The organism is Crenobacter cavernae (genome assembly GCF_003355495.1).
Classification (GTDB): Bacteria; Pseudomonadota; Gammaproteobacteria; order Burkholderiales; family Chromobacteriaceae; genus Crenobacter; species Crenobacter cavernae.
In genome coordinates this window covers 3,258,851-3,271,667 of record NZ_CP031337.1, presented here as the reverse complement: position 1 = coordinate 3,271,667, position 12,817 = coordinate 3,258,851, and the positions used below count along the sequence as shown (strand labels likewise).

9 protein-coding genes and 3 pseudogenes are annotated in these 12,817 nt (G+C 66.8%); 6 read left to right on the top strand and 6 right to left on the bottom strand.

Annotated elements, in window-relative coordinates; translation table 11 throughout:
• Positions 1 to 1,081: pseudogene (gene pta / locus DWG20_RS15835) on the bottom strand (phosphate acetyltransferase); the annotation flags it as partial.
• Between the two features lie 108 nt (positions 1,082 to 1,189).
• Positions 1,190 to 3,009: pseudogene (gene xsc, locus DWG20_RS15830) on the bottom strand (sulfoacetaldehyde acetyltransferase).
• Between the two features lie 167 nt (positions 3,010 to 3,176).
• Between xsc (DWG20_RS15830) and DWG20_RS16785 the strand changes: the two are divergent.
• From DWG20_RS16785 to DWG20_RS15815, 6 genes and pseudogenes are all read left to right on the top strand, one after another.
• Positions 3,177 to 3,287: pseudogene (locus DWG20_RS16785) on the top strand (IclR family transcriptional regulator); the annotation flags it as partial.
• A gap of 49 nt (positions 3,288 to 3,336) precedes the next feature.
• On the top strand, positions 3,337 to 3,933 hold the full coding sequence (locus tag DWG20_RS15825; protein ID WP_245944737.1) for an IclR family transcriptional regulator: 597 nt from the start codon (positions 3,337 to 3,339) through the stop codon (positions 3,931 to 3,933).
• Positions 3,924 to 4,046: a hypothetical protein gene (locus DWG20_RS16620; protein ID WP_281269969.1), complete on the top strand. Its 123-nt coding sequence runs from the start codon at positions 3,924 to 3,926 to the stop codon at positions 4,044 to 4,046. The genes DWG20_RS15825 and DWG20_RS16620 overlap by 10 nt, the downstream gene beginning before the upstream one ends.
• Before the next feature lie 157 nt (positions 4,047 to 4,203).
• Positions 4,204 to 4,353, top strand: a complete 150-nt coding sequence (locus tag DWG20_RS16525; protein ID WP_245944736.1) for a hypothetical protein — start codon at positions 4,204 to 4,206, stop codon at positions 4,351 to 4,353.
• A gap of 114 nt (positions 4,354 to 4,467) precedes the next feature.
• On the top strand, positions 4,468 to 5,253 hold the full coding sequence (locus tag DWG20_RS15820) for a P-loop NTPase family protein (RefSeq protein WP_245944735.1): 786 nt from the start codon (positions 4,468 to 4,470) through the stop codon (positions 5,251 to 5,253).
• 220 nt (positions 5,254 to 5,473) lie between these two features.
• On the top strand, positions 5,474 to 6,874 hold the full coding sequence (locus DWG20_RS15815; protein ID WP_245944734.1) for a cobaltochelatase CobT-related protein: 1,401 nt from the start codon (positions 5,474 to 5,476) through the stop codon (positions 6,872 to 6,874).
• 190 nt (positions 6,875 to 7,064) lie between these two features.
• On the opposite strand, the gene DWG20_RS15810 is transcribed toward DWG20_RS15815, so the two are convergent.
• From DWG20_RS15810 to xsc (DWG20_RS15795), 4 genes are all read right to left on the bottom strand, one after another.
• The gene (locus DWG20_RS15810; RefSeq protein ID WP_115431828.1) at positions 7,065 to 8,945 is read right to left on the bottom strand and encodes a methyl-accepting chemotaxis protein; all 1,881 of its coding nucleotides are present in this window, start codon (positions 8,943 to 8,945) and stop codon (positions 7,065 to 7,067) included.
• A gap of 105 nt (positions 8,946 to 9,050) precedes the next feature.
• Positions 9,051 to 9,830 carry a sulfite exporter TauE/SafE family protein gene (locus DWG20_RS15805; RefSeq protein ID WP_115431827.1) on the bottom strand — a complete coding sequence of 260 codons (780 nt, stop codon included), beginning with the start codon at positions 9,828 to 9,830 and terminating at the stop codon, positions 9,051 to 9,053.
• Entirely contained in the window at positions 9,827 to 10,855 is a 1,029-nt protein-coding gene (gene pta, locus DWG20_RS15800) for a phosphate acetyltransferase (protein WP_115431826.1), read from the bottom strand. Before pta (DWG20_RS15800) ends, DWG20_RS15805 begins: the two co-directional genes overlap by 4 nt.
• Positions 10,856 to 10,963: 108 nt before the next feature.
• Positions 10,964 to 12,784 carry a sulfoacetaldehyde acetyltransferase gene (gene xsc, locus DWG20_RS15795; protein ID WP_115431832.1) on the bottom strand — a complete coding sequence of 607 codons (1,821 nt, stop codon included), beginning with the start codon at positions 12,782 to 12,784 and terminating at the stop codon, positions 10,964 to 10,966.
• Positions 12,785 to 12,817 lie beyond the last annotated feature (33 nt).

The following is a 12,817-nucleotide window of genomic DNA, read 5'->3' as shown; positions in this document are numbered from 1 at the left end:
TGGAAGTAGCTCGCGACGCCCATCAGCGCGAGAAAGGGCAGCAGCATCTCGCCGGTCATGATCGCTTTTCGTCCGGCAGTCGTTCGGCGGCGGTCTGCGCCTGGACCACGGTCACGGCGATGACGTAGAAGACGTCGTCGGCTACAGCCGCGCGACAGGTCGTTGGCCGGTTTTTGCAGGCCCTGCAGCAGAGGACCGATCGCCTTCGCGCCGCCGACGCGCTCGGCCAACTTGTAGCCGATATTGCCGGCCTCGAGGCTGGGAAAAACGAGCACGTTGGCGCGGCCCTTCACCGCCGAGTTATCGACCTTGCGGTTCGCGATCTCCGCGACGATCGCCGCGTCGAGCTGCACGTCGCCGTCGATCGCGAGGCCGGGCGCAGTTCCCTGACCCGGCGCGCCGCCTCGACCACCTTGTCGACCGCCGCGTGCTTGGCGCTGCCGCTGGTCGAGAACGACAGCATCGCGACGCGCGGCTCGTCCATCAGCAGGCTGCGGGCGCTGTCGGCCGCAGCCATCGCGATCTCGGACAGTTCGTGTGCGTCGGGGTCGACCACCAGTCCGCAGTCGGAAAAGATCAGCCCGCCCTTCAGCGTGTGGAAGGGCTCGCAGAGCATCATTAAAAAGAAGCTCGAAACCAGCTTGAACGACGGGTCGACGCCGATGATCTGGATCGCGTGGCGCACCACGTCGGCGGTGGTGTGGACCGCGCCGGCGACCGAGCCGTCCGCGTGGTCGAGGCGCACCATCAGGTTGGCGAAGCACAGCGGCTTGAGCACCTCGCGTTTCGCTTCCTCCAGCGTCATGCCCTTCTTCTGGCGCAGCGCGAACAGCTTCTGCGCAAAGGACGGCGTGAGCGCAGAGGTGGCCGGGTCGACCAGCTCCATGCCGGCAAGGTCGACGCCTTCGTCGGCGGCGATTCGGCGGATGCGGCCGGCGTCCCCCACCAGCAGGATGCGGGCAGTGCCTTCGCGGGTGGCGCGTTGCGCCGCCTTCAGGATGCGCGCATCGTCGCCTTCGCACAGCACGATGCGCTTGGGGGCCGCGCGGGCGCTGTCGATGATGCGGTTGATCGCTTTCATGGTGATTCGCTCCTCGAAGTCGTGATGCGGGACCGCTCGACCTCTTCGGGTCGATCGCGGCTCGGGCCGGAAACAGGGAGGAAGCCCCATGTCCGGCCCGCTTGGCGCTTAGACGTAGTCCTTGTACTTGTCGAGCAGGCGCACCGGTTTGGCGAGCGCGTCGCGACGGAACGGGTCGCCGAGCTCGCGGGTGCACAGGATCTCGATGATGCAGGTCTTGCCGTGGTTCATCTGCAGGTCGATCGCCTTCTTCAGCGCCGGGCCGACGTCCTCGAGCCGGTCGACCACGATGCCTTCGGCGCCCATCGCTTGGGCGATGGCGGCGAAGCTCTGGTTGTCGAGTTCGCCGGCGACGAAGCGGCGGTTGTAGAAGTCGACCTGGTTCTTCTTCTCGGCGCCCCACTGGCGGTTGTGGAACACCACCGCGGTGACCGGGATCTGGTGCCGGACGCAGGTCATGGTTTCCATCAGGCTCATGCCCCAGGCGCCGTCGCCGGCGTAGGAGACGGCCGGGCGGTGCGGCGCGGCGACCTTGGCGCCGATGATGGTCGGGAACGCGTAGCCGCAGTTGCCCCAGCTCATCGCGGCGAAGAAGCTGCGCGGCTTGTCGAAGCGCAGATAGCTGTTGGCGACCGAGTTGATGTTGCCGATATCGGTCGACACCATCACATCGTCCGGCATCGCCTTCTCGAGCTCGCGCAGCACCTGGCGCGGGTGCAAATACTCGCCGCCGTTGAAGGTCCTTTCATTGGCGTTCTCGTCGATCATGTCGAGGCTGAACGGATCGCGCTCGTGGGTCCAGTCGTCGAGCTCCTTCTCCCAGGCCGCCTTCTCGGTGGCGATCGCATCGGCGCGCTGCTCGCGCGACGCGTCGCAGGCGAGCGTGCGGTTCGCCAGGCGTGCGGTCAGCGCGATCGCGGCGGCCTTGGCGTCGCCGCAGATGCCGACCGAGATCTTCTTCACCAGGCCGAGCATCTTGTGGTCGGCGTCGATCTGGATGATCTTGGCGGCCTTCGGCCAGTAGTCCATGCCGTGCTGCGGCAGCGTGCCGAACGGGCCGAGGCGCGAGCCGAGCGCCACCACCACGTCGGCGCGCGAGATCAGCTTCATCGCCGCCTTGCTGCCCTGGTAGCCGAGCGGGCCGCACCACAACGGGTGGCTGGCCGGGAACGAATCGTTGTGCAGATAGCTGTTGACCACCGGCGCGCCGAGGCGCTCGGCCAACGCCTTGCACTCGTCGATGGCGTCGGCCATCACCACGCCGCCGCCGGAAATGATCACCGGGAATTTGGCGTTAGCCAGCAGCTCGGCCGCCTCGTTCAGGCTCTGCTCGCCGCCCGGGCCGCGGTCGAGCCGGCGCGGTTGCGGGATCTCGGCCTTGATCTCGCCGTAGAAATAGTCGCGCGGGATGTTGAGTTGGGTCGGCCCATCTCGGCCATCGCGCGGTCGAAGCAGCGGCCGGTGAACTCGGCCATCCGCGCCGGGTGGGTCACGTGGCCCTGGTACTTGGTGAACTCCTGGAACATCGGCAGCTGCTTCGCCTCCTGGAAACCGCCGAGGCCGATGCCCATGGTGCCGGCCTCCGGGGTGACGATCACCACCGGGCTGTGCGCCCAGTAGGCGGCGGCGATCGACGTCACGCAATTGCTGATGCCGGGGCCGTTCTGGCCGATCACCACGCCGTGGCGGCCGGACACGCGCGCGTAGCCGTCGGCCATGTGGCCGGCGCCCTGTTCGTGCACCACCGGGATCAGGCGGATGCCGGCCGGCGCGAAGATGTCCATCGCGTCCATGAAGGCCGAGCCCATGATGCCGAACATGTCGGTCACGCCGTTGGCGGCCAGGGTTTCGACGAAGGCTTCCGAAGGGGTCATCGCTTGCGGGCCGCTGGGGGTCGCCGCTTGGGCTTGGGTCGAGTGATCGCTCATGGTGCGCTGTCTCCGTGGGTGGACGAAAAACAAAAAACGAAACCAAACGTTCCGAAAAGTGATTTGTGATTGGAATGTAGGGCGAAGCCGCGCGCCGGTCAACAACAAATTTCAATAAACGGTACAATTTGTATCTATAAACGAAACTGAACTATGATGGGACGACCATGAACGACACGCGCACCAAGGGCGACGCGAAACTCGACGGCGACACGCCGACGCTGCGGCTGTTCGGGCTGCTGGAAGTGATCGCCGAGAAGGACCAGTTCTTCACGCTGCAGGGGCTGGTGGACGAGACCGGGCTGCCCAAGCCGACGCTGCACCGGGATGCTGCAGCAACTGGAGGCGGCCGGCATGCTGCAGCGCGACGGCGCCGGCCGTCACTACAGCACCGGCGTGCGGCTGCAGCGCGACGGCGCCGGCCGTCACTACAGCACCGGCGTGCGGCTGCGGCGCTTGGCGGAGAACCTGCTGCTGAACCACACCGCGCACGGCGCGCGGCACGCGGTGCTGCGTCAGCTGGTCGAGGAAGTGGGCGAGAGCTGCAACCTGACCGCGTTCTCGGGCAGCGAGGTGCTGTACCTGGACCGGGTGGAGACGGCGGCGCCGCTGCGCTTCTACCTGCACCCGGGCTCGCGGGTGCCGGCGCACTGCTCGGCGACCGGCAAACTGTTCCTGGCGCAGCTGAGCCCGGCGCAGCGGCGGCGGCTGTTGGCGCACGTGCCGTTGGCGCGCTACACCGAGAACACGCTGACCGACCTGGAGCGGCTGGAGGCGGAGATCGAGCGGGTGAAGCGCGCCGGCTACGCGCTGGACGACGAGGAGTTCCTGCCGGGGCTGTTGTGCGTCGGGGTGCTGGTGCCGGCACCGGACGGCGGGAAGTCGACCTGGGGGTGGCGCTGCAGGCGCCGATCATGCGTCTGACGCCGGACAAGGCGGTGCACTTCCTGCCGGCGTTGCAGCGGGCGGCGGCGGCGCTGGCGGCGATCGAGGCCGAGGCGGCGGCAGGGCGGGGGGACACGGAAGAGACAGAGTAAGCCGAAGCCACGATCCCTCTTCGTCCGATCGAACCCTCTGAAAGAAAGCCCGGGCAGGGCTCTTTCATGCGCGATGCCGCAGTGGCGGGCTGACCCGCCGAGGCAATGAAAACCGGGGCGTCGCCCCGGCCGATTGACGATGTAAGAGGAGAGGAACGTGACAGATATCGTGCTTGGCAAACCGGACAGACTGGTCCCGGTGCGCAGCCTTTTCGGCATCGATTCCGGCCTGATGGTGCCCGCGTTCGGCGAGCGCGACGACCATGTGCCGGAAATCGACGACGCCTACCGCTTCAACCCGAAGTGACACTGGCGATCCTGGCGGCTTCACCCGCGACAGGCGGGTCATGGTGCAGGGGCTGCATGGAACCGGGAAGTCGACCCACATCGAACAGGTCGCCGCCGGCTCAACTGGCCCTGCGTGCGGGTCAACCTCGACGGTCATATCAGTCGTCTCGACCTGGTCGGCAAGGACGCCATCGTCGTGCGCGACGGCCGCCAGGTCACCGAATTCCAGGAAGGCATCGTGCCGTGGGCGCTGCAGCGGCCGGTCGCGCTGATCTTCGACGAGTACGACGCCGGCCGCCCGGACGTGATGTTCGTCATCCAGCGCATCCTCGAGCGCGACGGCAAGTTCACCCTGCTCGACCAGAACCGGGTGATCCACCCGCATCCTTACTTCCGGCTGTTCGCCACGTCCAACACCGTGGGCTTGGGCAACCTGAACGGCCTGTACCACACCCAGGTGCTGAATCACGCGCAGATCGACCGCTGGAACGTCGTCGCCACGCTCAACTACCTGCCGCGCGAGGAAGAGGCCGGCATCGTGCTCGCCCGCGTGCCCGAACTCGCCGACGAGGCCGGTCGCGCGCTGATCGAGGCGATGGTGAGCTTGGCCGAGCTCACGCGCAAAGGTTTCGCGGCGGGTGACCTCTCGACGCTGATGTCGCCGCGAACGGTGATCACCTGGGCGGAAAACAGCCAGATCTTCCGCGATCACGCGCTCGCCTTCCGTCTGACCTTCGTCAACAAATGCGACGAAGCCGAGCGGCCTATCGTGGCCCGAATACTTCCAGCGATGCTTTGGCCGGGAACTCGAAGCCTCGCCGATCGACGAGCCGGGGCCGCGCTGATGGTGTCCGCCAGCAAAAGGCCCGCCGCCAGCAGAAGCTTGAGGAGTTGTGCGCGGCGGCGGTGCGCGCGCTGACCGGCGACGCCGCGCTGCATTACCGGCAAGGCCGTCTTTGCCGTGACCTCAGGCCGCTGCCGCTTCACGCCCCGCACCTGCGCACCGACCCGGCGTCGGACGACTTCACGTCGTTCCGCGGCGCCGCCGACGGCGCGGCCTTGCGCTTGGCCCATTCCGACGCCGGCTGCACCGAAGGCTTTGTCCCGGCGACCCGGTCGAGCGGCTACTCTTCGAGCTCTTGGAACAGCTGCGCTGCGAGACCCGGCTGCCACCCGGCATGCCGGGTGTGGCGCAAAACCTTCGCCACCGCTTCGAGGCATGGTCGCGCGCCTTTCATCGCTCGGGGTTGGCCGAGGGTCATCTGGGCATCCTGCTATATACGGTGGCGCAGATCTCGTGGTCGCGGCTGACGGGCTGGCCGGTGCTCGAGGAAACCGAAGACCTGATCGAGGTCACGCGCGCGGCCATCGTGCCGGCGATAGGCTTTGCGCTGGCCGGCCTGCGCCGGCACCGCGACGACCAGGCCGCTTTCGCCGGCCATGCGCTCGAGATGGCGCGGCTCGTCGGCGGGATGATCCGCTCGGCCCGCGCGGAGCAGGCGGCGGAAGAGGGGGCCGACGAAGAGGACGCCGCGAGCGCGGCGTTCTCGCTGCTGCTCGACTTCGACGACGAGGAGCCCGACACGATCGCCACGGCGCCCACCGGCCGCAGCCGTGTGCTGGAGGAATCCGGCCACGGCTACCGCGTCTATACCACGCGCTACGACAGAAAGGTCGACGCCGGCACGCTGGTTCGCAAGGCCTTGTTACGCGAGTACCGCGAACGTCTCGACAGGCGCATCGCCGAGCAAGGCGTCAACCTGGGTAGGCTGGCGCATCAGTTGACGGCGGTCCTCGCGGTGCCGCGGCGGGACGGCTGGTCCTTCGGCGAAGAGCAGGGGCGGATCGACGGCCGTCGCCTGGCGCAATTGATCAGTTCGCCGGCGGAGCGGCGGCTGTTTCGTCTCGAGCAGTACAAGATGGAGGCCGACTGCGTCGTGAGTTTCCTCGTCGACTGTTCGGGCTCGATGAAGGCGCATATCGAAGCGGTGACCATGATGATCGACATCCTGGTGCGCGCGCTCGAAATGGCCGGTGTGGCGACCGAGGTGCTGGGCTTCACCACCGGCGCCTGGAACGGCGGCCGCGCCCGGCTCGACTGGCTGGCCCGTGGCCGTCCCAGAAATCCGGGGCGGCTCAACGAAGTCTGCCACATGGTGTTCAAGGATGCGGACCGGAGCTGGCGGCGCGCACGTGCCGACATCGCGGCGCTCTTCAAGGCCGACCTGTTCCGCGAGGGGGTGGACGGTGAGGCGGTCGACTGGGCTTGCTCGCGACTGCTCGCCCGCGGCGAGGCGCGGCGGATATTGATCGTCGTCTCCGACGGCAGCCCGATGGACGGCGCGACCGGCCAGGCCAACGATCCTTATTATCTCGACAATCACCTGAAGGAAGTGGTCGCGCGTCACGAGGCCATGCGCGACGTCGAGGTGCTCGGCATCGGCGTCGGGCTCGACCTCAGCCCTATTACCGCCGCTGTCTGGCGACGGACCTGTCCCGACCGCTCGATACGCCGCTGTTCTCCGAGATCGTGCAATTGATCGGCGGTCGCGGTCGGCGCTGATCCGGGGCAAGACTGTTTGCGTGCAGAAGTCGCAGCGGGGCGCGGCTTTCCTGGGGTGGTAGGCCAGACGCGGCAAAGAGATCGCCGACCGGTTGGTGTCAGCCAGCCGGTCGGCGATCTGCGTTTCGTCGGATGCGCTCTTCGGTCTCGATCGCCCCGGTTCGGGGTCACACTTTGAAGTGCCGGAGCCGTTCGTCCTGCTGGCACAACTGTTCCGCCACCGATGCGCAATGACCGGCTTGCAGTTCCGCCCCTTCCGCCACTTCATGGCTGATGTCGCGAATGAGCTTCGTATTGAGGTTGATCTCGCAGGTGGCCGTGCTTTGCCGTCTGGCGACGTCGGCGATGTGCAAATTCATATCGTTGATCCGGGTCATCGCCTGACGGGTCCGGCCGAGGATGTCCTTGGCCGAGCTCGCCTCCGCCGCGGTCCTGCTGGCCGCGTCGCTGTTTTCCTGCATGCGCGTTTCCGCCAGTTTGACCCCGTTCTGCAGCTGCTCGATCATCGCGCGGATCTCGTGGGTCGATTCCTGAGTGAGCGACGCCAGCGCGCGGACTTCGTCGGCGACCACCGCGAAGCCACGGCCGGCGTCGCCGGCCCGCGCGGCTTCGATCGACGCGTTCAGGGCGAGCAGATTGGTCTGGTCGGCGATGCTCGTGATGACGGACAGGATCGATTCGATGCCCTGACTCTGCTTGGCCAACAGGATGATCGAATGGCGGGTTTCATCCATGTCAGCCGCCAGCTGCTTGATGGCCTTGGTCGAGCGCGAAACGACGCCGACGCCTTTTGCAGTTTCAACGTTGGCCGAGATGGCCGCGTCCGCTGCCGACTGGGCGTGTTGCGCGACGTCCTCGGCGGTCACGGTCATGGCGCCCATGGCGTTGGCCAGTCGGTCCAGCTCGATCATCTGGCGATGAAGCCGGCTGGCCGCATGGCTGGCGTGCTGCGATGTCAGTTCGCTGGTCTCGCGAACCTGGTACGAGCGTTCCACAATGTCACCGATCAGCGACTGCAGCGTCTGCAATAGCCTGTTGAACTCACGGGACAGCAAGGCGATTTCATCCTTGCCCTCGACGGGCAGGCGCTGGGTCAAATCGCCCTCGCCCCGGTTGATGTCCTGCAGCGAATCATAGAGTCGCGACAAGGGCTTGAGCAGGCGGGACACGAGCGTCACCAGAATCAGCAGGCTGACCAGGACGCCGGCAACGGTGCCGATGACCGCGCGCAAACTGAGCGCGTCGGCTTCCCGCATCACCGCGTCGTCTTTAAGTACCACGCCGATATACCAATCGACGCCCTCGATCCCGGCAAGCGGCACGAACGAGACCAGCAGCGATCGATCGCCGTCGTCTGCCGGTCGCAGCGCGCTTTCCAAGGCGGGGCTTTGGCCGCCGAATAGCTGGCTGTAGGGTTTGCCAACCAGTTTGGCATCCGGGTGGGCGATGATGTTGCCGGAGCGCGTCATCAGGAACGCATAGCCGGCGCCGTTGAAATTCAAGGTATTGACCGCGTCGGAGATGGTCTTCAGGCTCAGGTCGCCGCCAAATGCCCCCATGAAGCGCCCCTTGTCGCTGAGTTTCCCGACGGCGGAAATCAGCACTTCGCCGCTGGCGACGTCGCGGTAGGGCTCGGCCAACACGGCGTGCTCGGCGTTTTTGGCCAGCCGAAACCATGGGCGTGTCCGCGCATCCCAGCCCGGGGGATTCCAGTCCGGGTTGTTGGTGATCCTCGCGCCATCGCTGTCCAGCCCGCCGAAGACGAGCAGAAACTCGTTCTTGAGTAGCGGCCGGTCGAAAGCCCGCTGGATCTGCGCGGCGCCGAAATCGCCGTCGATGTGTTGCGACACCATGTCGATCAGCCGCAGCTTGGCGTTCAGCCAGTTTTCTATCTGTCGCGCCAGCGCGTTGCTGGTCTCCTTGATGTTCGACTCTGCCTGACTGCGAAGGCTGTCGCGCACCTGGTGAACCTGTAGCAGCGACAAGAGGCCGGTCGTCACGAGCAGGACCGCCGCGGCGGCAAAACCAACCTTGTGCGAAATTTTCATTTTTATCGTTGCCTCCCGAGTCATGCGAAATCGCCCTGAGGTCGTGGGGGCATCGTTCGGTGATTGCCTTCCCCTGTAGGGGACGTTCTCAGGGTTTAGGTGTTGTCATCTGCCTCCCGTGGCTTCGCCTATCAATTGGAGCAAGGCAGGAAACATGAGGTGACACCCGATCAGCATCAAAACGATGAACGCGACGCGTCGCGTCGTCGTCGCAGAGAGCGGCGGCGGGTAGCGCCGCGCGGCGATCGTCGCCAGCGCGACCACCGGCACGGCGAGCGCGCTTTGCATCCAGATGTCGGCGGTCAGCTGTCCCTGGTAGGCGGTGAACAGCGTGCGGGTGCTCGAGGTCACCGTGAAGACCAGGATCAGCACGCATCGGATCTCGACCAGGGTCATCGGCTGGCGGTAGAACTGGAAGATCAGCGGCGGGCCGGAGACGCCGAACATTCCGCTGAGCAGCCCGCCGAACACGCCGCTGACGAAGAAGCTGCCGTCGCCCGAGCGCTCTTTGAGCGGCGCGGGGCGCAGCGCGGAGCCGAGCCCGCCGTACAGGATCACCGCGCCGAGCAAGAGCTGCAGCAGGTCGGAGGCGGCGCTGGAGAGGTAGTCGAGCAACAGGACGCCGGCGACGATGGACGGCAGGATGCCGAAGGTGGCCGCGCGCACCGCGCGCCAGTCGATGTGGTGCAGCTTGCCGGGCAGCGCGACCGCGCTGTTGGCCAGCGTCACCAGGCTGACGACGGCCGCGACCGAGGCCACCGGCGCGAGGTTTAGGCCGCTGGTCGCGCCCATCACGATCATGCCGAGGCCAAAGCCGGTGACGGTCTGGAAGTAGCTCGCGACGCCCATCAGCGCGAGAAAGGGCAGCAGCATCTCGCCGGTCATGATCGCTTTTCGTCCGGCAGTCGTTCGGCGGCGGTCTGCGCCTGGACCACGGTCACGGCGATGACGTAGAAGACGTCGTCGGCGCTACAGCCGCGCGACAGGTCGTTGGCCGGTTTTTGCAGGCCCTGCAGCAGAGGACCGATCGCCTTCGCGCCGCCGACGCGCTCGGCCAACTTGTAGCCGATATTGCCGGCCTCGAGGCTGGGAAAAACGAGCACGTTGGCGCGGCCCTTCACCGCCGAGTTATCGACCTTGCGGTTCGCGATCTCCGCGACGATCGCCGCGTCGAGCTGCACGTCGCCGTCGATCGCGAGGCCGGGGCGCAGTTCCCTGACCCGGCGCGCCGCCTCGACCACCTTGTCGACCGCCGCGTGCTTGGCGCTGCCGCTGGTCGAGAACGACAGCATCGCGACGCGCGGCTCGTCCATCAGCAGGCTGCGGGCGCTGTCGGCCGCAGCCATCGCGATCTCGGACAGTTCGTGTGCGTCGGGGTCGACCACCAGTCCGCAGTCGGAAAAGATCAGCCCGCCCTTCAGCGTGTGGAAGGGCTCGCAGAGCATCATTAAAAAGAAGCTCGAAACCAGCTTGAACGACGGGTCGACGCCGATGATCTGGATCGCGTGGCGCACCACGTCGGCGGTGGTGTGGACCGCGCCGGCGACCGAGCCGTCCGCGTGGTCGAGGCGCACCATCAGGTTGGCGAAGCACAGCGGCTTGAGCACCTCGCGTTTCGCTTCCTCCAGCGTCATGCCCTTCTTCTGGCGCAGCGCGAACAGCTTCTGCGCAAAGGACGGCGTGAGCGCAGAGGTGGCCGGGTCGACCAGCTCCATGCCGGCAAGGTCGACGCCTTCGTCGGCGGCGATTCGGCGGATGCGGCCGGCGTCCCCCACCAGCAGGATGCGGGCAGTGCCTTCGCGGGTGGCGCGTTGCGCCGCCTTCAGGATGCGCGCATCGTCGCCTTCGCACAGCACGATGCGCTTGGGGGCCGCGCGGGCGCTGTCGATGATGCGGTTGATCGCTTTCATGGTGATTCGCTCCTCGAAGTCGTGATGCGGGACCGCTCGACCTCTTCGGGTCGATCGCGGCTCGGGCCGGAAACAGGGAGGAAGCCCCATGTCCGGCCCGCTTGGCGCTTAGACGTAGTCCTTGTACTTGTCGAGCAGGCGCACCGGTTTGGCGAGCGCGTCGCGACGGAACGGGTCGCCGAGCTCGCGGGTGCACAGGATCTCGATGATGCAGGTCTTGCCGTGGTTCATCTGCAGGTCGATCGCCTTCTTCAGCGCCGGGCCGACGTCCTCGAGCCGGTCGACCACGATGCCTTCGGCGCCCATCGCTTGGGCGATGGCGGCGAAGCTCTGGTTGTCGAGTTCGCCGGCGACGAAGCGGCGGTTGTAGAAGTCGACCTGGTTCTTCTTCTCGGCGCCCCACTGGCGGTTGTGGAACACCACCGCGGTGACCGGGATCTGGTGCCGGACGCAGGTCATGGTTTCCATCAGGCTCATGCCCCAGGCGCCGTCGCCGGCGTAGGAGACGGCCGGGCGGTGCGGCGCGGCGACCTTGGCGCCGATGATGGTCGGGAACGCGTAGCCGCAGTTGCCCCAGCTCATCGCGGCGAAGAAGCTGCGCGGCTTGTCGAAGCGCAGATAGCTGTTGGCGACCGAGTTGATGTTGCCGATATCGGTCGACACCATCACATCGTCCGGCATCGCCTTCTCGAGCTCGCGCAGCACCTGGCGCGGGTGCAAATACTCGCCGCCGTTGAAGGTCCTTTCATTGGCGTTCTCGTCGATCATGTCGAGGCTGAACGGATCGCGCTCGTGGGTCCAGTCGTCGAGCTCCTTCTCCCAGGCCGCCTTCTCGGTGGCGATCGCATCGGCGCGCTGCTCGCGCGACGCGTCGCAGGCGAGCGTGCGGTTCGCCAGGCGTGCGGTCAGCGCGATCGCGGCGGCCTTGGCGTCGCCGCAGATGCCGACCGAGATCTTCTTCACCAGGCCGAGCATCTTGTGGTCGGCGTCGATCTGGATGATCTTGGCGGCCTTCGGCCAGTAGTCCATGCCGTGCTGCGGCAGCGTGCCGAACGGGCCGAGGCGCGAGCCGAGCGCCACCACCACGTCGGCGCGCGAGATCAGCTTCATCGCCGCCTTGCTGCCCTGGTAGCCGAGCGGGCCGCACCACAACGGGTGGCTGGCCGGGAACGAATCGTTGTGCAGATAGCTGTTGACCACCGGCGCGCCGAGGCGCTCGGCCAACGCCTTGCACTCGTCGATGGCGTCGGCCATCACCACGCCGCCGCCGGAAATGATCACCGGGAATTTGGCGTTAGCCAGCAGCTCGGCCGCCTCGTTCAGGCTCTGCTCGCCGCCCGGGCCGCGGTCGAGCCGGCGCGGTTGCGGGATCTCGGCCTTGATCTCGCCGTAGAAATAGTCGCGCGGGATGTTGAGTTGGGTCGGCCCCATCTCGGCCATCGCGCGGTCGAAGCAGCGGCCGGTGAACTCGGCCATCCGCGCCGGGTGGGTCACGTGGCCCTGGTACTTGGTGAACTCCTGGAACATCGGCAGCTGCTTCGCCTCCTGGAAACCGCCGAGGCCGATGCCCATGGTGCCGGCCTCCGGGGTGACGATCACCACCGGGCTGTGCGCCCAGTAGGCGGCGGCGATCGACGTCACGCAATTGCTGATGCCGGGGCCGTTCTGGCCGATCACCACGCCGTGGCGGCCGGACACGCGCGCGTAGCCGTCGGCCATGTGGCCGGCGCCCTGTTCGTGCACCACCGGGATCAGGCGGATGCCGGCCGGCGCGAAGATGTCCATCGCGTCCATGAAGGCCGAGCCCATGATGCCGAACATGTCGGTCACGCCGTTGGCGGCCAGGGTTTCGACGAAGGCTTCCGAAGGGGTCATCGCTTGCGGGCCGCTGGGGGTCGCCGCTTGGGCTTGGGTCGAGTGATCGCTCATGGTGCGCTGTCTCCGTGGGTGGACGAAAAACAA

Excerpts from the sequence above, each read along its gene's own strand:
- DWG20_RS15825 (WP_245944737.1), top strand. The coding sequence starts at position 3,337 with ATGCTGCAGCAACTGGAGGCGGCCGGCATGCTGCAGCGCGACGGCGCC.
- DWG20_RS16620 (WP_281269969.1), top strand. The coding sequence starts at position 3,924 with ATGCGTCTGACGCCGGACAAGGCGGTGCACTTCCTGCCGGCGTTGCAG.
- DWG20_RS15810 (WP_115431828.1), bottom strand. The coding sequence starts at position 8,945 with ATGAAAATTTCGCACAAGGTTGGTTTTGCCGCCGCGGCGGTCCTGCTC.
- DWG20_RS15805 (WP_115431827.1), bottom strand. The coding sequence starts at position 9,830 with ATGACCGGCGAGATGCTGCTGCCCTTTCTCGCGCTGATGGGCGTCGCG.
- pta (WP_115431826.1), bottom strand. The coding sequence starts at position 10,855 with ATGAAAGCGATCAACCGCATCATCGACAGCGCCCGCGCGGCCCCCAAG.
- xsc (WP_115431832.1), bottom strand. The coding sequence starts at position 12,784 with ATGAGCGATCACTCGACCCAAGCCCAAGCGGCGACCCCCAGCGGCCCG.